The sequence below is a fragment of the Bradyrhizobium zhengyangense genome (genome assembly GCF_022012555.1).
In the GTDB taxonomy this organism is placed as follows: domain Bacteria; phylum Pseudomonadota; class Alphaproteobacteria; order Rhizobiales; family Xanthobacteraceae; genus Bradyrhizobium; species Bradyrhizobium zhengyangense.
In genome coordinates this window covers 233,437-250,796 of sequence record NZ_JAKLTZ010000006.1, presented here as the reverse complement: position 1 = coordinate 250,796, position 17,360 = coordinate 233,437, and the positions used below count along the sequence as shown (strand labels likewise).

General features: G+C 64.0%; 22 protein-coding genes. 15 read left to right on the top strand and 7 right to left on the bottom strand.

Annotation, left to right across the window (positions count from 1 at the left end):
* Positions 1 to 47: 47 nt before the first annotated feature.
* The 7 genes from L6639_RS24000 to L6639_RS23970 all read left to right on the top strand — a co-directional run bounded on the left by L6639_RS24000 (position 48) and on the right by L6639_RS23970 (position 4,511).
* Complete coding sequence (locus tag L6639_RS24000) at positions 48 to 992, top strand: heme o synthase (RefSeq protein WP_237864101.1); 945 nt, start codon at positions 48 to 50, stop codon at positions 990 to 992.
* A 7-nt stretch (positions 993 to 999) separates the two neighbouring features.
* A complete protein-coding gene (locus L6639_RS23995; protein ID WP_128954359.1) occupies positions 1,000 to 1,164 on the top strand; it encodes a CoxF protein in 165 nt (54 codons plus the stop codon).
* Positions 1,165 to 1,170: 6 nt separating this feature from the next.
* On the top strand, positions 1,171 to 1,815 hold the full coding sequence (locus tag L6639_RS23990) for a cytochrome c oxidase assembly protein (protein ID WP_237864100.1): 645 nt from the start codon (positions 1,171 to 1,173) through the stop codon (positions 1,813 to 1,815).
* Positions 1,816 to 1,879: 64 nt separating this feature from the next.
* Positions 1,880 to 2,776 (top strand): cytochrome c oxidase subunit 3, encoded by an 897-nt coding sequence (locus tag L6639_RS23985; RefSeq protein WP_237864099.1) that lies wholly within the window; start codon positions 1,880 to 1,882, stop codon positions 2,774 to 2,776.
* A gap of 96 nt (positions 2,777 to 2,872) precedes the next feature.
* Positions 2,873 to 3,274: a DUF983 domain-containing protein gene (locus L6639_RS23980; protein WP_237864098.1), complete on the top strand. Its 402-nt coding sequence runs from the start codon at positions 2,873 to 2,875 to the stop codon at positions 3,272 to 3,274.
* Positions 3,271 to 4,035, top strand: a complete 765-nt coding sequence (locus tag L6639_RS23975) for an SURF1 family protein (RefSeq protein WP_237864097.1) — start codon at positions 3,271 to 3,273, stop codon at positions 4,033 to 4,035. The genes L6639_RS23980 and L6639_RS23975 overlap by 4 nt, the downstream gene beginning before the upstream one ends.
* Positions 4,036 to 4,145: 110 nt before the next feature.
* The gene (locus L6639_RS23970; RefSeq protein WP_237864096.1) at positions 4,146 to 4,511 is read left to right on the top strand and encodes a nuclear transport factor 2 family protein; all 366 of its coding nucleotides are present in this window, start codon (positions 4,146 to 4,148) and stop codon (positions 4,509 to 4,511) included.
* A gap of 225 nt (positions 4,512 to 4,736) precedes the next feature.
* Here L6639_RS23970 and L6639_RS23965 read toward each other — a convergent pair whose 3' ends face one another.
* The gene (locus L6639_RS23965) at positions 4,737 to 6,077 is read right to left on the bottom strand and encodes a histidine kinase (protein WP_237864095.1); all 1,341 of its coding nucleotides are present in this window, start codon (positions 6,075 to 6,077) and stop codon (positions 4,737 to 4,739) included.
* Between the two features lie 87 nt (positions 6,078 to 6,164).
* On the opposite strand from L6639_RS23965, the gene L6639_RS23960 reads away from it, so the two are divergent.
* The 5 genes from L6639_RS23960 to L6639_RS23940 all read left to right on the top strand — a co-directional run bounded on the left by L6639_RS23960 (position 6,165) and on the right by L6639_RS23940 (position 11,450).
* Positions 6,165 to 6,809, top strand: a complete 645-nt coding sequence (locus L6639_RS23960) for a response regulator transcription factor (protein WP_237864094.1) — start codon at positions 6,165 to 6,167, stop codon at positions 6,807 to 6,809.
* Between the two features lie 528 nt (positions 6,810 to 7,337).
* Positions 7,338 to 8,756, top strand: a complete 1,419-nt coding sequence (thrC, locus tag L6639_RS23955) for a threonine synthase (protein ID WP_237864093.1) — start codon at positions 7,338 to 7,340, stop codon at positions 8,754 to 8,756.
* Positions 8,753 to 10,042: a M16 family metallopeptidase gene (locus L6639_RS23950; RefSeq protein WP_237864092.1), complete on the top strand. Its 1,290-nt coding sequence runs from the start codon at positions 8,753 to 8,755 to the stop codon at positions 10,040 to 10,042. The genes thrC and L6639_RS23950 overlap by 4 nt, the downstream gene beginning before the upstream one ends.
* A 41-nt stretch (positions 10,043 to 10,083) precedes the next feature.
* Complete coding sequence (locus L6639_RS23945) at positions 10,084 to 10,671, top strand: GNAT family N-acetyltransferase (RefSeq protein ID WP_237864091.1); 588 nt, start codon at positions 10,084 to 10,086, stop codon at positions 10,669 to 10,671.
* Positions 10,672 to 10,799: 128 nt separating this feature from the next.
* On the top strand, positions 10,800 to 11,450 hold the full coding sequence (locus L6639_RS23940) for a hypothetical protein (RefSeq protein WP_237864090.1): 651 nt from the start codon (positions 10,800 to 10,802) through the stop codon (positions 11,448 to 11,450).
* Positions 11,451 to 11,575: 125 nt separating this feature from the next.
* Here the strand turns inward: L6639_RS23940 and L6639_RS23935 are convergent, their stop codons facing one another.
* From L6639_RS23935 to L6639_RS23915, 5 genes are all read right to left on the bottom strand, one after another.
* On the bottom strand, positions 11,576 to 12,061 hold the full coding sequence (locus tag L6639_RS23935) for a F0F1 ATP synthase subunit B family protein (protein WP_237864089.1): 486 nt from the start codon (positions 12,059 to 12,061) through the stop codon (positions 11,576 to 11,578).
* Positions 12,062 to 12,066: 5 nt separating this feature from the next.
* Complete coding sequence (locus L6639_RS23930) at positions 12,067 to 12,633, bottom strand: F0F1 ATP synthase subunit B (protein ID WP_237864088.1); 567 nt, start codon at positions 12,631 to 12,633, stop codon at positions 12,067 to 12,069.
* Positions 12,634 to 12,694: 61 nt separating this feature from the next.
* Entirely contained in the window at positions 12,695 to 12,922 is a 228-nt protein-coding gene (locus tag L6639_RS23925) for a F0F1 ATP synthase subunit C (protein ID WP_092238250.1), read from the bottom strand.
* A 53-nt stretch (positions 12,923 to 12,975) separates the two neighbouring features.
* Positions 12,976 to 13,725: a F0F1 ATP synthase subunit A gene (locus tag L6639_RS23920; protein ID WP_237864087.1), complete on the bottom strand. Its 750-nt coding sequence runs from the start codon at positions 13,723 to 13,725 to the stop codon at positions 12,976 to 12,978.
* 114 nt (positions 13,726 to 13,839) lie between these two features.
* A complete protein-coding gene (locus L6639_RS23915) occupies positions 13,840 to 14,214 on the bottom strand; it encodes an AtpZ/AtpI family protein (protein WP_237864086.1) in 375 nt (124 codons plus the stop codon).
* Between the two features lie 114 nt (positions 14,215 to 14,328).
* Here L6639_RS23915 and L6639_RS23910 point away from each other — a divergent pair, with 114 nt between their 5' ends.
* From L6639_RS23910 to L6639_RS23900, 3 genes are all read left to right on the top strand, one after another.
* Positions 14,329 to 14,505 (top strand): hypothetical protein, encoded by a 177-nt coding sequence (locus L6639_RS23910; protein ID WP_237864085.1) that lies wholly within the window; start codon positions 14,329 to 14,331, stop codon positions 14,503 to 14,505.
* Between the two features lie 91 nt (positions 14,506 to 14,596).
* A complete protein-coding gene (locus L6639_RS23905; RefSeq protein WP_237864084.1) occupies positions 14,597 to 15,115 on the top strand; it encodes a hypothetical protein in 519 nt (172 codons plus the stop codon).
* A 41-nt stretch (positions 15,116 to 15,156) separates the two neighbouring features.
* Positions 15,157 to 15,630, top strand: coding sequence for a secondary thiamine-phosphate synthase enzyme YjbQ (locus L6639_RS23900; protein WP_237864083.1), 474 nt, complete (start codon positions 15,157 to 15,159; stop codon positions 15,628 to 15,630).
* Positions 15,631 to 15,707: 77 nt separating this feature from the next.
* Here the strand turns inward: L6639_RS23900 and L6639_RS23895 are convergent, their stop codons facing one another.
* The gene (locus tag L6639_RS23895; RefSeq protein ID WP_237864364.1) at positions 15,708 to 17,333 is read right to left on the bottom strand and encodes an MFS transporter; all 1,626 of its coding nucleotides are present in this window, start codon (positions 17,331 to 17,333) and stop codon (positions 15,708 to 15,710) included.
* Between the last annotated feature and the right edge of the window lie 27 nt (positions 17,334 to 17,360).

Below are 17,360 nucleotides of genomic sequence, written 5' to 3'. Positions count from 1 at the left end.
CGCCCGTGACGGGCGCCGCGGCTCTACAACGAAACGAGCAGGTTTAAGTGTCCGTCCTCGATCAGAACGCCATCGACATCAATCCCCGCATCTCCGAGGCGGAGGTTGGTGACTACCTCGCGCTGCTCAAGCCGCGGGTGATGTCGCTCGTGATCTTCACCGCGCTGGTCGGGATGGCGATGGCGCCGGGACATTTCCACTGGGTGCTCGCAATCACCTCGCTGCTCTGCATCGCCGTCGGCGCCGGTGCCTCGGGCGCGCTCAACATGGCGCTCGAGGGCGATATCGACGCGAAGATGTCGCGCACCGCGAACCGTCCGATCCCGCGCGGCCGCATCACCCGGCCCGAAGCGATGGCGTTCGGCATGACGCTCGCCTTCTTCTCGGTGATGACGCTCGGCATCCTGGTCAACTGGATCGCGGGTGCGCTGCTCGCCTTCACCATCTTCTTCTACGTCGTCATCTACACGATGGGCCTGAAGCGCTGGACCGCGCAGAACATCGTGATCGGCGGCGCCGCCGGCGCGCTGCCGCCGGTGGTGGCCTGGGCTTCTGTCACAGGCACGGTCGATGTCGAGCCGCTGCTGCTATTCGCCATCATCTTCTTCTGGACGCCGCCGCACTTCTGGGCGCTGGCGCTGTTCCGTTCCGACGACTATGCCCGCGCCGGCATTCCGATGCTGCCCAATGTCGCCGGCCCCGACGCGACCCGCCTCCAGATCCTGCTCTACACCATCGTGCTGATCGCGGTGGCCGCAGCACCCTGGGTGCTTGGCTATTTCGACGCCGTCTACGGCATCGTCTCGCTGATCCTTGGTGCCGGCATGCTGGTGCTCGCGATCAACGTCTATATGCGCCGGACGCGAGCTGCGTCGCTGCGCGCGACGCGAAAGCTGTTCGCCTTCTCGATCCTGTACCTGTTCGCGCTGTTCGCGACCTTGCTGGCCGAGGTCGTGTTCCGGGCGCTTGCTCCGATGGTTGGGGGCGCATGAGGCAGGAATGGCTGACAAACCCGAGCCAGATGGAATCGTCCTTACCGAGGCGCAGAAGAAGAGCCGTCGCCAGCGCTCCATTGCCATTGCTTTGGCGCTCGGTGTGCTCGTCATCCTTTTCTTCGCCGTCACCATGGTCAAGGGACCGGCGGTTCTAGTTCGGCCGCTGTAGGGGAAGATGGATCAGAAGCCGACCATATCGCAGGATCAGAGCCGGACGGCCAGGAAGGGGCTCGGCCGCGATGTGCTGGTCGCCTCGATCTGCGGCGGCGTGGTCGCATTGATGGTCGGCGCGTCCTACGCAGCGGTGCCGTTCTACAACTGGTTCTGCCGCGCGACCGGCTTCAACGGCACGACCCAGGTCGCGATCTCTGCGCCCGCCACCGGCCCGATCGCGCGCAAGATCGCGGTGCGGTTCGATTCCAACGTCGCCCCCGGCCTGCCCTGGAAGTTCGAGCCCGAGCAGACCGAAATCGAGGTCAATATCAGCCAGGTCACGACGATCTATTACACCGTGACCAACCAGGCCGCGCGCACCACCTCAGGCCAGGCCGCCTACAATGTCGCGCCGCTGACGGTCGGGTCGTACTTCCAGAAGATCAATTGCTTCTGCTTCACCGAGCAGACCATGGCGCCCGGCGAGAAGCGCGAGATGCCCGTGGTGTTCTACGTCGATCCGTCGATCGTCAATGACCACGACAATGATGGGCTCAGCACTATCACGCTGTCCTACACGTTCTATCCAGTGAAGGATCCGGTGGTGAAGCCGATCGCATCCGGCGACGACGACAAACGCAAGGGAAATCTCCAGCCGCCGGGTTGACGCTCAGGGGTTGGACTAAGGGGATAAGTGCCGGATAGGCACGGGATTGAGGAGACAGACCGCAATGGCTACCGCGCAAGGCAAGCATCACGACTACCATCTGGTCGATCCGTCTCCGTGGCCGGCGGTCGGCTCCGTCTCTGCCTTCATCATGGCGGTCGGCGCGATCACCTGGATGCACCACATGGTCTCGGCCGCGCCGATCATCTTCGGCATCGGCACCGTCGGCGTGCTCTACACCATGGCGAGCTGGTGGGGCGACGTGATCAAGGAAGCCCAGTACAAGGGCGACCATACCCGGGTCGTACAGATCAGCCATCGCTACGGCATGATCCTGTTCATCGCCTCCGAGGTGATGTTCTTCGTTGCCTGGTTCTGGGCCTATTTCAACGCCGCGCTGTTCCCGGCCGATGCCGTCCACGCCACCCGCGACGCCGTGTTCGGCTGCGGCCTCGGCACGGCTGCCGGCGCATGCTCGGCCCCGGGCACCTGGCCGCCCCATGGCATCGAGACCTTCGATCCCTGGCATCTGCCGCTGCTGAACACGCTGATCCTGCTTACCTCGGGCACCACGGTCACGTGGGCGCACCACGCCCTGCTCGAGAACGATCGCCAAGGCCTCAAATATGGTCTGATCCTCACCGTCCTGCTGGGCGCGACCTTCACCGCCGTGCAGGCCTACGAATACAGCCACGCGGCGTTCTCGTTTGCCGGCAACGTCTACGGCGCGACCTTTTTCATGGCGACCGGTTTCCACGGCTTCCACGTGCTGGTCGGCACCATCTTCCTGATCGTGTGCCTGGCGCGCGCCTACGCCGGCCACTTCACGCCGAAGCAGCACCTCGGTTTCGAGTTTGCCGCCTGGTACTGGCATTTCGTCGACGTGGTCTGGCTGTTCCTGTTCCTGTGCATCTATGTCTGGGGACACGGCGCCGAGACCATGGCCCACGGCGCGCACTGAGCCGCGGCTGATCATCTGCAAAGGGCGGCCGCAGGGCCGCCCTTTCGCTTTTCAGCGGCCGGAGTTTTGGCCGAAACTGTGATAGGCTTGCGTGCGATGAACGACACCGCCGACACCCCAGAGGCCCAGCCCACTGTCCTGCAAAGCGCGCTGCGCGGGCTCGCCTGCAAATGCCCGCGCTGCGGCGAGGGCAAGCTCTATGCGGGCTTCCTGACGCTGGCGCCCTCCTGCAACCGCTGCGGCCTCGACTACGGCTTCATCGATGCTGGCGACGGTCCGGCGATCTTCATCATCATGCTGGCCGGCGCGATCGTGGTCGGCTGCGCGCTCGTCGTCGAGGTCAAATATCAGCCGCCATTCTGGCTGCATGCGGTGCTGTGGCTGCCGCTGATCCTCGCCACCACGCTCCTGCCGCTGCGCTCGATGAAATCCCTTCTGATCGCGCTGCAATTCCATCACAAGGCGGCCCCGGGCCGGCTGATCGACCGCGGGAAATGAACGAGACTTTGCGCAAGCCCGGTGTGGCTGGCTTCATGCTGTTCACGCTTTTGCTGACCGCCGCTTTCGTCGCGCTCGGCGTCTGGCAATTGCAGCGCCGCACCGCCAAGCACGAGCTGATCGCTGCGCTCACCGAGCGCCTCGCGGCAGCACCCGTTGCGCTGCCGCCGCCTGCACAATGGCCCACGCTGACGCCTGCGCGCGACGAGTTTCGCCGCGTCAGCTTCACCGCGACCTATGCAGCGTCGCCGGATGCGATGGTCTATTCGTCCGGCTCCGCCGTGCGTAAGGATGCATCCACCCCCGGCACCTGGGCTTTCCTGCCGGCGCGGCTGCCGAGTGGTGAGATCGTGGTGATCGATGCAGGCTTCGTCGAGAACACAATGCAGGAGCGCGGGGTCGAGGATCGCGCGGTGCAGAAGCTTGTGACCGGCGCGCCCGTTACGCTCACCGGCTATCTCCGTTTCCCGGAAGAGGCGGGATGGCTGACGCCGGCCGAAAATCGCGACAAGCGGTTGTGGTTCGTGCGCGATCATCTGGCAATCGCTAGCGCCCTGGGCTGGGGCACGATCGCGCCTTTCTACGTCGATCTCGAGCAGCCGGTGCCGGCGAACGGCATTCCGCGCCCGGGTCCGCTCGACGTGCATCTGAAAGACGACCATCTGCAATACGCGATCACCTGGTTTGCACTTGCCGGTGCCGTGCTGATCGCATTTGTCGTGTGGGTGAGGGGACGACGAAAGGGCGAAGTCCGTCCGTAGGTTCCCGGTGGGAACCCGTTATCGTCCGGTCTTTATTATTCAGCGCATATTCACGAGGGTGATCTTAAGCCGCCTCCAAGTTTTTTCAGCGGTAAACAGGATTGCTGGCGTTGAGCGATTTCGATCAGATGGGCCTTGTCATTGATTGGGTGGATGCCTGCCGCAAGGGTGACCTCCCGACGCTGCTCGACCTCTATGCCGACGATGCCGAGCTGAAATGCACCTGCAACGGCACGCAGAACTATCGCGGCCGGCGCGAGCTCGAAACCTATTGGGGACCGAAGCTCAGCGCCTTTTCCTCGGCGGGTTTCGGCCTGGAGGAAATCCATCCGGCGCAGAACGGCATCGATCTCGAATATTCCGTCGCAGGTGCGTTGCGCGTCCGCGCCTCGTTTCGTTTCAGCGCGGAAGGCAAGATCCACAGCACGCTGTGCGAGCCGGCGCAGCAGGGCTCGCACGATTGCTGTGCGTGCTAAAGCATGATCCGGAAAAGTGCGAAGCGGTTTTCCGAAAAGATCATGCTCAAACAACAACCTGAAGCGCGATGACGATTCATCCTAATCTCATCGCGCTTTAGAGCATGATCCGGAAAAGTGTGAAGCGGTTTTCCCTCGCGACATCAGCGGGACGCGTTTGCGCGGAGATCATGCTCAAACAACAACCTGAAGCGCGACGACGATTCATCCCAATCTCATCGCGCTTTAGCCCGAGATCGGCTCGCCCCTGATCTCCCCGAGTGGAAGGCGACAGCGCACATAGGTGCGTTCGTCCGCACGCAGCAGGGACAGCGAGCCGCTGAGCGCGCGGACGCGCTCGTGCATGCCGGTCAGGCCGCGGCCGAAAACATTGTCGGCGGGAAAGCCGCCGCCGTCATCGGAGACTTCGACGGTGAGCGCACCGCCCGATATCGCCGCTTCCACATGGGCATTCTTCGCTCCGGCATGGCGCAGCACGTTGGTCAACGCCTCCTGAATCACACGGTAGACGGTCCGGGCCAGTGGCCCGCTGATCCCGTTGAGGTTAGAATCTATCGTTGCGGTGAGGCCGATATGCCGCGCTTGCGAGCGGAAATTGCGGAGCAGCGTCTGCACGCTGGCCTCGAGCCCCAATTCCTCGATGTAGAGCGGCCGCAACCGGTCGAGGATGCGGCGATTGGTCTGCTGGAGCGCCTCGATGGATCGCATCACCTCCTGCACGGAGTTGCCGAGATGTCCCGTCTGCGGCGAGGCCTCGCTCAGTGCGATCGTGCCGGCACGGATGCTGAACAGCAACGGGCCAAGCTCGTCATGCAGCTCGCGGGCGAGATCGTGCCGCTCATCATCCTGGAGCGACACCAGGCGATGCAACAGGTCGCGATTGTGCTGGCTCAATTGCGCGAGCGTTGCGGCAAGGGCATTGGCCTCCTCACAGCTCTGCCGGATTTCCGGCGGCCCTGCGACCGGGATCGGCGTCGCATAATCGCCGCGCCGAATGCGCGTCAGGCCCGCGCCGAGATCTTGCAGCGGCTGCAGCGCCGATCTCGCGAAGAGAAAGGCGATCGTGCCGGTCAACACCATCAGCACGGCGATGAGGCTCGTCAGGGCCAGAAAGCCGATCCATTTCTCGAACAGATCAGCTGACAGGTCGGGCACGAACACGATGTCACCAACGCGTTTGCCGTCGATGATCACAGGAGATGCTGCGTCGATATCAGGGATGGCGATCAGGTCCACAAACCATTGCGGCACGCCATGCACCCTGTGCAGGCCATCCCTCACGGACGGCGCAGGACCCGCCTCCACAGGCCGGAATTGGATATCATTGGAGGTAGCCAAGGAGCTGACGAATGCGTCGAGCATCTTGCGCGGATTGTCTGACGCGCTCAGGGTGCTGTTGAGTGCGACAGCAACGGTCTGCACTGAGCGTCGACCAGGTTCGTTCTCGTCCGCCAGCTGGCTGGCCGAGAAGCTCTGGAGCAACACGCCCCCCATGACCAGCGCGGCGACAAAGCTCACGCCGAGTGGAAGGAACAACTGGGTTCTGAACGGAAGTCGTTGCCACATTAGGTCAATTCTAACGCGCATTGGCGGGATTCTCTCTTTCCATTTGTTCCCGCCAGTCTATGAGTTACCAAAACAAGAGAGTGCGCGATGCAAGACACAACCAAGCTGGCGACCCGGGTCCTGATCGTCGATGACCACCCCGTTGTGCTGTCAGGTTGTCGCACCCTGTTTGCCTCCGACCATTCGATCCGCATCGACGAAGCGAACGACGCCAAATCCGGACACAAGGCCTATATCAGCAAACGGCCGGACGTCACGGTCATCGACATCAGCCTGCCCGACGTCTCGGGCTTCGAGTTGATGCGCCGGATCCGCAAGGACGATCCGGGCGCCAAGATCATCATGTTCAGCATGAATGAAGATCCGGCCTTCGTTGTGCGCGCGGTGGAGCTCGGGGCGCAGGGCTATGTCTCCAAGGGCGACGATCCCCGGATCCTGCTCAAGGCCGTACGCAAGGTGGTCGCGGGCGACAATTTCATCTCGCCCCAACTCGCGGAGGCCGTGACGTTCTCGGGCGCTGCGATCAAGGCGAATCCGGCCTCGCAAATGACGCCGCGGGAGCTTGAAATTCTTCGCCTGCTCGGGCGCGGCAACAAGATCGTCGAGGTCGCCGAGGCGCTCGGTATCTCCTACAAGACCGTCGCCAACACCACCTCCCTGCTCAAGCAGAAGCTGGGAGCCAAGAACCATTCCGACTTGATTCGGATCGCGGTGGAAATCGGGATGAATTGACCATTCAGGGGCTGAGCCGGCTGCTCAAGGATGCAGCCGGCTCAGTCGTTGGACCGGTCTGCCGCGCGTCCGGGCAATGTGTGGACGACGGCGGATACCTTCCGCCGACATAATGGGACGGTGAGGCGTTCGTTCCCCGTTCCTTTGCATGGAGTCAGGAGAAAGCGGCAACGATGCCAGGCGCGCGGCGGCGCGATCGCTGGCCCTGCACCTGGGCGTACCGGGAAAAATTGGAACATTTGGCGCCCGCGCCGTTTTTCTCCTTGACGATTTCGTGACAGGAAACGATAGCTCGAACCAATGATTTTCGGGGCCGGCGCCCCAGTGACGAAAACCGGGTCTGCACACATCAACGACAGACCTTCCAAGAGAGGGGCTGCGGCATCGCCGCAGCCCTTTTTCGTTGGGCATGGTGTGGCTCTCCAAAACACTCTATGGTGCCGCAAAGCCTCTGGCTTGGAACTAGGAACATCGTGAAATCAAAGGCTTAAGCCCGGATTTGGACCGCGCCAGCCTTTGGAGGGCAGTTTGACTCGTTATATCTCGACCCGGGGCGAGGCCCCTGAGCTTGGCTTCTGCGACGTGATGCTGACCGGGCTTGCCCGCGACGGCGGCCTGTATGTGCCCGTGACCTGGCCGCACCTGTCGACCGAGACCATCGCCGGCTTCTTCGGTCGGCCCTATTGGGAGGTCGCGGTCGAAATCATTCGTCCGTTCGTCGGCGGCGAGATTTCCGACGCCGAGCTCGGCCGCATGGCGAACGAGGCCTATGCCACGTTCCGTCATCCGGCCGTGGTGCCGCTGCGTCAGATGTCGCCGCATCAATTCGTGCTTGAGCTGTTTCACGGTCCGACGCTCGCCTTCAAGGACGTGGCGATGCAGCTGATCTCGCGGCTGATGGACCATGTGCTCGCCAAGCGCGGCCAGCGCACCACCATCGTGGTCGCAACATCAGGCGACACCGGCGGCGCCGCGGTCGAAGCCTTCGCGGGGCTGGAGAATGTCGACCTCATCGTGCTGTTTCCGCACAAGCGCATCTCCGAGGTGCAGCAGCGCATGATGACGACGACGGGCGCGGCCAATGTCCACGCGCTCGCCATCGAGGGCAATTTCGACGACTGCCAGGCGCTCGTGAAGGGGATGTTCAACAACCATCGCTTCCGCGATGCGACCTCGCTGTCGGGTGTCAATTCCATCAATTGGGCGCGCATCGTCGCCCAGGTGGTCTACTACTTCACATCAGCGGTTGCCGCCGGCGCACCGGCGCGCGCGGTGGACTTCATCGTGCCGACCGGCAATTTCGGCGACATTTTTGCCGGCTACGTCGCCAAGCGCATGGGCCTTCCGGTCCGCACCCTGCGCATTGCCGCCAACGTCAACGACATCCTCGCCCGCACGCTCAAGACCGGCATCTACGAGGTGCGCGAGGTGCACGCCACCGCATCGCCGTCGATGGACATCCAGATCTCCTCGAATTTCGAGCGGCTGCTGTTCGAGGCGAGCAAGCGCGATGCTTCGAGCGTCCGCCGGCTGATGGAGTCGCTGAAGCAGTCCGGCCGCTTCGTGCTGCCGGATGCGACGCTGGCCGCAATCCGCGAAGAATTCGACGCCGGCCGCGCCGACGAGACCGAGACCGCGGCCGCGATCCGCGCCGCCTGGCGCGAGGCCGGCGAGCTCGTCGATCCCCACACCGCCGTGGCGCTTGCGGTTGCCGATCGCGACACCACCGACACGACCGTGCCCAACATCGTGCTCTCGACCGCCCATCCCGCCAAATTCCCTGATGCGGTGGAGGCCGCCTGCGGCCAGCGGCCGCAGCTGCCGGCCTGGCTCGACGGCCTCATGACCAAATCCGAACAGATGAAGGTGATGAAGAACGATCAGGCCGAGCTAGAGCGGTTCGTGCTGTCGGTCAGCCGCGCCGCGAAACAGGGAGTTGCCGGATGAGCGTCGAGATCTCCAAGCTTGCCTCCGGCCTGACCGTCGTTACCGACAACATGCCCCATCTCGAGACCGCCGCGCTCGGCGTCTGGGCCGGCGTCGGCGGCCGCGACGAGAAGCCGAACGAGCACGGCATCTCGCATCTCCTGGAACATATGGCCTTCAAGGGCACCACCGGTCGCTCCTCGCGCGAAATCGTGGAGGAGATCGAGGCGGTCGGCGGCGACCTCAATGCCGGCACCTCGACCGAGACCACGTCCTACTATGCCCGGGTGATGAAGGCCGACGTGCCCTTGGCGCTCGACGTGCTCGCCGACATCCTCGCCAATCCCGCCTTCGAGCCCGACGAGCTCGAGCGCGAGAAGAACGTCATCGTGCAGGAGATCGGCGCGGCGCAAGACACGCCAGACGACGTCGTGTTCGAGCACCTCAACGAGCTCTGCTATCCCGACCAGCCGATGGGCCGCTCGCTGCTCGGCACCGCCAAGACGCTGAAAAGCTTCAATCGCGACTCGCTGCGCAACTACCTCTCGACGCATTATCGCGGCCCCGACATGGTGGTGGCGGCGGCCGGCGCCGTCGATCACAAACAGGTGGTCGCCGAGGCCGAGAAGCGCTTTGCGAGCTTCGAGGCGACGCCGGGGCCGAAGCCGCAGGGTGCCATGTTCGGCAAAGGCGGCGCCAAGGTCGTGCATCGCGAGCTCGAGCAGGCGCATCTGACGCTGGCGCTGGAGGGCGTGCCGCAGACCGATCTGTCGCTGTTCTCGCTCCAGGTCTTCACCAACATCCTCGGCGGCGGGATGTCGTCGCGGCTGTTCCAGGAGGTGCGCGAGAAGCGCGGCCTCTGCTATTCGATCTACTCGTTCCACGCGCCCTACACCGACACCGGCTTCTTCGGCCTCTACACCGGCACCGATCCTGCCGACGCGCCTGAAATGATGGAGGTCGTGGTCGATATCATGAATGATTCGGTCGAGACCCTGACCGAGGCCGAGATCGCCCGCGCCAAGGCGCAGATGAAGGCGGGCCTGCTGATGGCGCTGGAGAGCTGCTCCTCGCGCGCCGAGCAGCTCGCCCGGCACGTGCTGGCCTATGGCCGGCCGCAGACGGTGCAGGAGCTGGTGGCCCGGATCGATGCCGTCAGCGTCGAATCGACCCGCGATGCAGCGCGTGCGCTGCTGTCGCGCAGCCGCCCTGCAGTTGTCGCATTAGGCAGCGGCAGGGGTCTGGACACGGCGGTGTCTTTTGCGGAAGGATTGACCCGGGCGCGGGCCAAGGCGCGGCTGCATTAGGAGCCGCGCTGGCGGACCGTCCACCCCCGGGAAGCATCACCATGGCCCTGTTTCGCCTGCCATCCAGTGGACCTGCTGCTCTCGCCCCCCGCGGCAACGGATTGTTGCTGCGCGCCCCGCAGATGTCGGACTTTCTGCAGTGGGCGCACTTGCGCGAGAGCAGCCGCGATTATCTGACGCCGTGGGAACCGATCTGGCCGTCGGACGATCTGACCCGCTCCGGCTTCCGGCGCCGCCTGCGCCGCTATTCCGAGGACATCGCCGCGGACCGCTCCTATCCCTTCCTGGTCTTCCGTGAGCTCGATGGCGCCATGGTCGGGGGCATCACGCTGGCCAATGTCCGCCGCGGGATCGTCCAGGCTGGCACCATCGGCTATTGGGTCGGCCAACCCCACGCCCATCGCGGCTACATGACGGCAGCGCTCCGGGTGCTGCTGCCGACGCTGTTCGGCGAGCTCAATCTGCACCGGGTCGAGGCCGCCTGCATCCCCACCAATGCGCCGTCGATCCGGGTGCTGGAGAAGTGCGGTTTCTCCCGCGAGGGGCTGGCGCGCCGCTATCTCTGCATCAACGGGGTCTGGCAGGATCATCTGCTGTTTGGCTTGCTGCACGAGGATTTTCGCGGCTGAGCCGGCTTCCCGTGCGGCCAAAGTCCAATTTCCTGCTGTCTTTTCCTGCCTTGGGTTCGCCGATTTTGGCGATATAACCCGCACGAGCCGGCTGATCGGCCGGATGTTGTGATGGAGTACTGCCGTTCATGAATGAGCTTCGATCATTGCGGAATGCGCTGCGGCGGGGTCCGGTGATCGCGCTGGCGCTGTCGGTATCATTGGCGGCGGTGTCGCCGGTCGCTGCGCAATCGCTGACCGACCGCTTCAAGAGCCTGTTCGGCGGCAAATCCGACGAGCCCGCGCCGCCGAAGCCCGCGCCTGCGCCTGGCGCGCCTCAGGCCGACGACGAATATGATTGCCCGCAGGTCACGGTGCGCGCCGGAGCGTCCACCTATGGCGTCGGGGCGAGCGGCAAGCCGGCGGTCGGCAACGACGTGCGTTTCCAGGCCTCGATCTCCAAGATGGCGCGTGAATGCATCCGCAATGGCGGCGAGATCACCGCGCATATCGGCATCCAGGGCCGCGTCATAGCGGGCCCCGCTGGCGCACCTGCGACGGTCGAAGTTCCCTTGCGCGTTGCCGTGGTCCAGGGCGGCGTCGGCGAGAAAGTGATCGCCTCGAAGGCGTACCGGACCACGGTCCAGATGACCGAGGGCGCCAGCGTGCCCTTTACCTTCGTCGCCGAGGATCTGTCCTACCCGCTGCCGTCGGCCGCAGTCGCCGATTCCTACATCTTCTATGTCGGCTTCGACCCGCAGGCGTTGTCGCCCGAGCCGAAGGTGCGGAAGAAGAAGTGAGCCACTCGCCCAGCAGTCATGCCCCGGCCTTCGCGGGTGATGACACCGCATTTGCGGGTGCGGTATCGAAAACAAAAAAGCCGGCGCTATCAGCGCCGGCTTTTTGATGGGTGAGGACGGACCCCTCAGTTCAGCTTCTGGCGAACCTCGGTAATGCCCTTGGAGAGCAGATCGTCGGCGACCTGGCCCTTGACCGACTGCGACAAGATCGTGGATGCGGCCTGCACGGCGGCTTCCGCGGCTGCGGCACGGACATCGGCCAGCGCCTGGGCCTCGGCGAGCGCGATCTTGTTCTCCGCGGTCTTGGTACGACGGGCGACGAAGTCTTCCATCTTCGCCTTGGCCTCGGTCGCGATGCGCTCGGCTTCGCTCCTGGCGTTGGCGATGATATCGGCGGCCTCGCGTTCGGCCGAGGCGCTGCGGGCCTTGTAGTCGGCCAGCACCTTGGCGGCTTCCTGCTTCAGGCGCGTCGCGTCGTCGAGCTCGGCCTTGATGCGCTCGGCGCGCTTGTCGAGCGCCGACATCGCCGACTTGAAGATCCCGAGATAGCCGAACACGACCATCAAGATCACGAAGGCGACGGCGACCCAGGTTTCAGGATCGAAGAACATATCGACTAACCCTTCAAGGACGCATCAACGGCGGCATTGACCGACGCCGCATCCGGAATGACGCCGGTGAGCTGCTGCACGATGGTGCCTGCCGCATCGGCCGCGATGCCGCGGACGTTGCTCATGGCGGTTGCGCGGGTCGAGGCGATGGTTTTCTCCGCCTCGGCGAGCTTGGCCGCCAGCTGCTCTTCCAGGGTCTTGCGCTCGGCTTCCGCCTGCGCATTCGCCTTGTCGCGGGATTCGTTGCCGATCGCCTGCGCGCGCGAGCGCGCCGAAGCGAGTTCGCCTTCATAGGCCTTCAGCGCCGCCTCGGACTGATCCTTCAGCGTCTGCGCTTCCGCGAGGTCACCCTCGATCTTGTTCTGACGCGCTTCGATCGCACCGCCGACCTTCGGCAGAGCGAGCTTGGCCACGATCACGTAGAGCAAGACGAAGAAGATCGCGAGCGACACCAGCTGCGAAGCAAAGGTGCTGCTCTCGAACGGCGGGAAGCCGCCGCTGTGATGACCGCCGTCGGCTTCGGTGTGGGCGTCGGTCGCCGGAGCTTTCGCCCCGCCATGACTCTCGGCCATGGAGTACTCCTGTTGCTGTCACGCGCCGCTTCGGATGAAGCGGCGCGGAAGAAGTCGTTCTTTAGAAAACGAACAGCAGAAGCAGCGCGATCAGCAGCGAGAAGATGCCGAGCGCTTCGGTCACGGCGAAGCCGAAGATCAGGTTGCCGAACTGGCCCTGAGCGGCCGACGGATTGCGGACGGCTGCGGCGAGGTAGTTACCGAAGATCACGCCGACGCCGACGCCCGCGCCGCCCATGCCGATGCATGCGATGCCCGCGCCGATAAGTTTTGCTGCTGTCGGATCCATTTTAGACTCCTTGGAAGAAAGATTGGGTTTTGGGTGGAAATTCCCCGGACCGCTCAGTGTCCCGGATGAATGGCGTCGTTGAGGTAGATGACGGTCAGGATCGCAAACACATAGGCTTGCAGGAACGCGACCAGGATCTCGAGCGCATACAGCGCGACCGTGAGCGCCAGCGGCAGCACGCCGCCGACCCAGCCGACGGCGCCGAGCGAGAAGCCCAGCATGGCGACGAAGCCCGCGAACACCTTCAGCGCGATGTGGCCGGCCAGCATGTTGGCGAACAGACGGATGCTGTGCGAGACCGGCCGCAGGAAGAACGACAGGATCTCGATGAACATGACCAGCGGCAGGATGTAGCCGGGGACGCCGTGGGGAACGAAAATCTTGAAGAACTTCAGGCCGTTCTTGGCGACGCCGTAGATCAGCACGGTGAAGAAGACCACCAGCGCCAGCGCCACGGTGACGATCAGATGGCTCGAGATCGTGAAGGTGTAGGGAATGATGCCGACCAGGTTCGAGACGCAAATGAACATGAACAGCGAGAAGATCAGCGGGAAGAACTTCATGCCTTCCGCGCCGGCGTTGCCGCGGATCGTGGCAGCAATGAACTCGTAGGAAATCTCGGCGACCGACTGCAGGCGGCCCGGAACCAGCTGCGTGCCGCTGGCCAGCATCAGGATCGAGATGATGGCGACGGCCACCAGCATGTAGAGCGATGAATTGGTGAAGGCGATCGTATGATTGCCGATATGGCCCAGCGTGAAGAGAGGCTCGATGTTGAACTGGTGGATCGGATCGATTTTCATCGGCGCGGCATCTCTTGGTCTGCCGGACGAGCCGGCGTGTCTCGGTCTGCCGGCCGGGCCGGCCCGCACCGGCGAAACCGGCGCGACAATTCCTCTCCGTGGATCGGATCGGCTTTACGAACCACCGCGCCTGTTTTGACCCGCGCCCGCCGACCTCACCACATTCACCACGCCGGCCACGAAGCCCAGCAGCAGGAACACGATAAATCCGAAAGGCGACGTCGACAGCAAGCGGTCGAAACCCCAGCCAATCCCCGCTCCGACAGCGACACCGGCGACCAACTCGGAGGATAACCGAAAACCAAGCGCCATCGCCGAGGCTCTGGCCGCTCCGTCTCCACCGTCACCTGCGGGTTGCTCGGTCTTGATCTGGCGGTCGCGAAATTCGGACAACCGCTGATCGAGACTTCCGAGCCGTTCGGAAAGCGCAGCTTCCTCGGGCGATCTATCGCGACCTCCATTCCCGCTGTGTCCCGTGTCTTGAGCCATGCCACGAAGACCCGAAACGCTGCGGTTGAATGGAAATTACGCCCGCCACCCTCAAAAGCCGCGCGGACCATACTGACCGCACATAATCAAGTCAAGCCAAGTCACGATCGCGTCGTGATCGGCTATATAATTGATTTTATTGAGGATATTGACCCGCACGCGAGCGCTGCACACAGCGTGACGCCGCACCGCAGCAGCTCTCCGCGCGATCTGCCGCTGTGGCCGACATTTCGCCGCGCTCTCGGGATCAAAGGGGCGGCCGCCACTGTTGATTCAACGGGTGGGTTTTGACGGCGGATTCGCGCGCTCTGGCGATGCGCCATCGGCTGCAGGGGTATAGAATTCAGGAGCGGGCCACCTGCGCAGCGTGGCGGAGAGGGCGATGAGACCGGCGAAATCATCCACAACATCATGGTGTGCGGCGGCAATCGTCGTGGTGACCGCGGTCAGCGGCGGCCTGGTGGCCGCTCAATCGGCGCCCGACGGCGAAAACGGCCGCTACACCATGACGCCGATCCCCGAAGGCGTGCTGCGGCTCGACACCCGCACCGGCACGGTCTCGACCTGCAGCAAGAACGGCGCCGGCTGGGCGTGCTACGCCGTGCCCGACGAGCGCTCCGCGCTCGATGCCGAGATCGGCCGCCTCCAGGCCGAGGTCGAGAAGCTGAAGGGACAGCTCGCCGCCGGTCCGACTGTATCGGGCAAGATCGACGAGGCGCTGCCGAAGTCCGACCCGCTCAAGAAGGCGGAGCCAAAGGTCGCCGAAGGCGACCGCAAGCTCGAGATTCCCTTGCCCAGCGACCAGGACATGGATCGCATGATGTCGTTCCTGGAAAAGGCCTGGCGCCGGCTGATCGACATGGCCAACCGGGTGCAGAAGGACATGTCGGGGAGGATTTGATCTATCCACCCCACGGGAGCTTTCGCGTTGAGAGACCTTTCATGACATCGGCCAAATCCATCACCCGCTCGGCGCCATCGTCGGTGCAAGCCACCACGATCGTCTCGTCGCTGCTCACCGTGCAGACGCCGGGCCGCGGCTTCACCGACCTCACCAGCGAGGTCGCAAAATTCATGAACGAGGCCAACGCCCGCGACGGCGCGCTGACGCTGTTCATCCGCCACACCTCGGCGTCGCTGACGATCCAGGAGAACGCCGATCCGTCCGTGCTGGTCGATCTCACCACCGCACTGTCACGGCTCGCGCCCGAAAGCGTGCCGTGGACACACGACACGGAGGGGCCGGATGACATGCCCGCGCATGTGAAGACGATGTTGACGCAGACCTCGCTGCAGGTTCCGGTCATCAAGGGCAAGCTCGCGCTCGGCACCTGGCAGGCGATCTACCTGGCCGAGCACCGGGCGCGGCCGCATCGCCGGGAGGTCGTGCTGCAATTCATCGGCAGCAATCAGTAGACGCCAAACAAAACCGGCCGCGGAGGCCGCGGCCGGTTCGTTTGGATGCTGCTGGCCTCGTACCGGCCAAGGAGCAATCAGGTCGACTTGATATCGACGTCCTTGGTTTCCGGCAGGAACAGGAAGCCGATCACCGCTGTGATGACGGCGAACACAACCGGGTACCAGAGGCCGGCGTAGATATCGCCGGTCGAGGCCACGATCGCGAACGCGGTCGCCGGCAGCAGGCCGCCGAACCAGCCGTTGCCGATGTGGTAAGGCAGCGACATCGACGTGTAGCGGATGCGGGTCGGGAACAGTTCGACCAGCATCGCCGCGATCGGGCCGTAGACCATGGTGACGAAGATCACCAGGACGAAGAGCAGACCGATGATCGCCGCAACCTGCGGACGGAAGATATCGAACGGGTTGGACATCTTCACGATGCCGGGGTCGCCCGCCTTGGGATAGCCCGCCGCCGCGATCGCCGCTGTGATCGCCGGGTTGCCCGCCTTCGCGTCGGGATAGGCGATGTCCTTGCCGTTGACCATGACCTTTACGCCGGAGCCGGCCGCGCCGGCGCTCGTCGAATACTTGACAGACGAAGCGGCGAGGAAGGCGCGGGCAGTGTCGCAAGGCGCGGTGAACACACGGGTGCCGACCGGATTGAACAGGTCGCCGCAGCCCGCGGGATCGGCCACCACCTCGACCTTCGTGGCCTCGATCGCCTTTTCCAGCGCGGGGTTGGCGTTGCTGGAGATCATCTTGAAGATCGGGAAGAAGGTCAGCGCCGCGATCAAGCAGCCGCCGAGGATGATCGGCTTTCGGCCGATCTTGTCGGACAGGGCGCCGAACACGACGAAGAAGCCGGTGCCGAACAGCAGCGACCACGCGATCAGCAGGTTGGCGGTATAGCCGTCGACCTTGAGGATCGATTGCAGGAAGAACAGTGCGTAGAACTGGCCCGTGTACCAGACCACGCCCTGGCCCATGGTGCCGCCGAGCAGCGCCAGCAGCACGAGCTTGCCGTTCTGCCAGTTGGCAAAGGCTTCGGTCAGCGGCGCCTTGGAGCTCTTGCCCTCATCCTTCATCTTCTGGAAGATCGGCGATTCATTGAGGCGCAACCGAATCCAGACCGACACGCCGAGCAGCAGCACCGAAACCAGGAACGGGATGCGCCAGCCCCAGGCCGCGAAGTCCGGCTCGCCGGTCGCGGTGCGGGTGAACAGGATCACCAGCAGCGACAGGAAGAGACCCATGGTCGCCGTGGTTTGGATGAAGGAGGTGTAATAGCCGCGCTTGCCATTCGGGGCATGCTCGGCGACGTAGGTCGCAGCACCGCCATACTCACCGCCGAGGGCCAGGCCCTGCAACAGGCGCAAGGCGATCAGGATCACCGGAGCGGCAAAGCCGATGGTTGCCGCACTGGGCAGCAGGCCGACGATGAAGGTCGAGAGACCCATGATCAGGATGGTCACGAGGAAGGTATATTTGCGGCCGACGATGTCGCCGACGCGGCCGAACACGATTGCGCCGAAGGGGCGAACCAGGAAGCCTGCGGCAAAGGCCAGCAATGCGAAGATGTCGCGGGTTGCCGGCGGATAGGCCGAGAAGAACTGCGCGCCGATGATCGGGGCCAGCGATCCGTACAGATAGAAGTCGTACCACTCGAAGACGGTGCCGAGCGACGACGCGAGGATGACGAACCGCTCATCCTTTGTCATGCCGGTCGACCGAGCCGACGTTGCAGC

Bases quoted from the DNA above. Each gene is read 5' to 3' on its own strand.
- L6639_RS23905 (WP_237864084.1), top strand. From the start codon at position 14,597: ATGAGACCGGCGAAATCATCCACAACATCATGGTGTGCGGCGGCAATC.
- L6639_RS23950 (WP_237864092.1), top strand. From the start codon at position 8,753: ATGAGCGTCGAGATCTCCAAGCTTGCCTCCGGCCTGACCGTCGTTACC.
- L6639_RS23960 (WP_237864094.1), top strand. From the start codon at position 6,165: ATGCAAGACACAACCAAGCTGGCGACCCGGGTCCTGATCGTCGATGAC.
- L6639_RS23915 (WP_237864086.1), bottom strand. From the start codon at position 14,214: ATGGCTCAAGACACGGGACACAGCGGGAATGGAGGTCGCGATAGATCG.
- L6639_RS23940 (WP_237864090.1), top strand. From the start codon at position 10,800: ATGAATGAGCTTCGATCATTGCGGAATGCGCTGCGGCGGGGTCCGGTG.
- L6639_RS23965 (WP_237864095.1), bottom strand. From the start codon at position 6,077: ATGTGGCAACGACTTCCGTTCAGAACCCAGTTGTTCCTTCCACTCGGC.
- L6639_RS23935 (WP_237864089.1), bottom strand. From the start codon at position 12,061: ATGTTCTTCGATCCTGAAACCTGGGTCGCCGTCGCCTTCGTGATCTTG.
- L6639_RS23975 (WP_237864097.1), top strand. From the start codon at position 3,271: ATGAACGAGACTTTGCGCAAGCCCGGTGTGGCTGGCTTCATGCTGTTC.
- L6639_RS23925 (WP_092238250.1), bottom strand. From the start codon at position 12,922: ATGGATCCGACAGCAGCAAAACTTATCGGCGCGGGCATCGCATGCATC.
- L6639_RS23920 (WP_237864087.1), bottom strand. From the start codon at position 13,725: ATGAAAATCGATCCGATCCACCAGTTCAACATCGAGCCTCTCTTCACG.
- L6639_RS23990 (WP_237864100.1), top strand. From the start codon at position 1,171: ATGGATCAGAAGCCGACCATATCGCAGGATCAGAGCCGGACGGCCAGG.
- L6639_RS23930 (WP_237864088.1), bottom strand. From the start codon at position 12,633: ATGGCCGAGAGTCATGGCGGGGCGAAAGCTCCGGCGACCGACGCCCAC.
- L6639_RS23895 (WP_237864364.1), bottom strand. From the start codon at position 17,333: ATGACAAAGGATGAGCGGTTCGTCATCCTCGCGTCGTCGCTCGGCACC.
- L6639_RS23900 (WP_237864083.1), top strand. From the start codon at position 15,157: ATGACATCGGCCAAATCCATCACCCGCTCGGCGCCATCGTCGGTGCAA.
- L6639_RS23985 (WP_237864099.1), top strand. From the start codon at position 1,880: ATGGCTACCGCGCAAGGCAAGCATCACGACTACCATCTGGTCGATCCG.
- L6639_RS23980 (WP_237864098.1), top strand. From the start codon at position 2,873: ATGAACGACACCGCCGACACCCCAGAGGCCCAGCCCACTGTCCTGCAA.
- L6639_RS23945 (WP_237864091.1), top strand. From the start codon at position 10,084: ATGGCCCTGTTTCGCCTGCCATCCAGTGGACCTGCTGCTCTCGCCCCC.
- L6639_RS23995 (WP_128954359.1), top strand. From the start codon at position 1,000: ATGGCTGACAAACCCGAGCCAGATGGAATCGTCCTTACCGAGGCGCAG.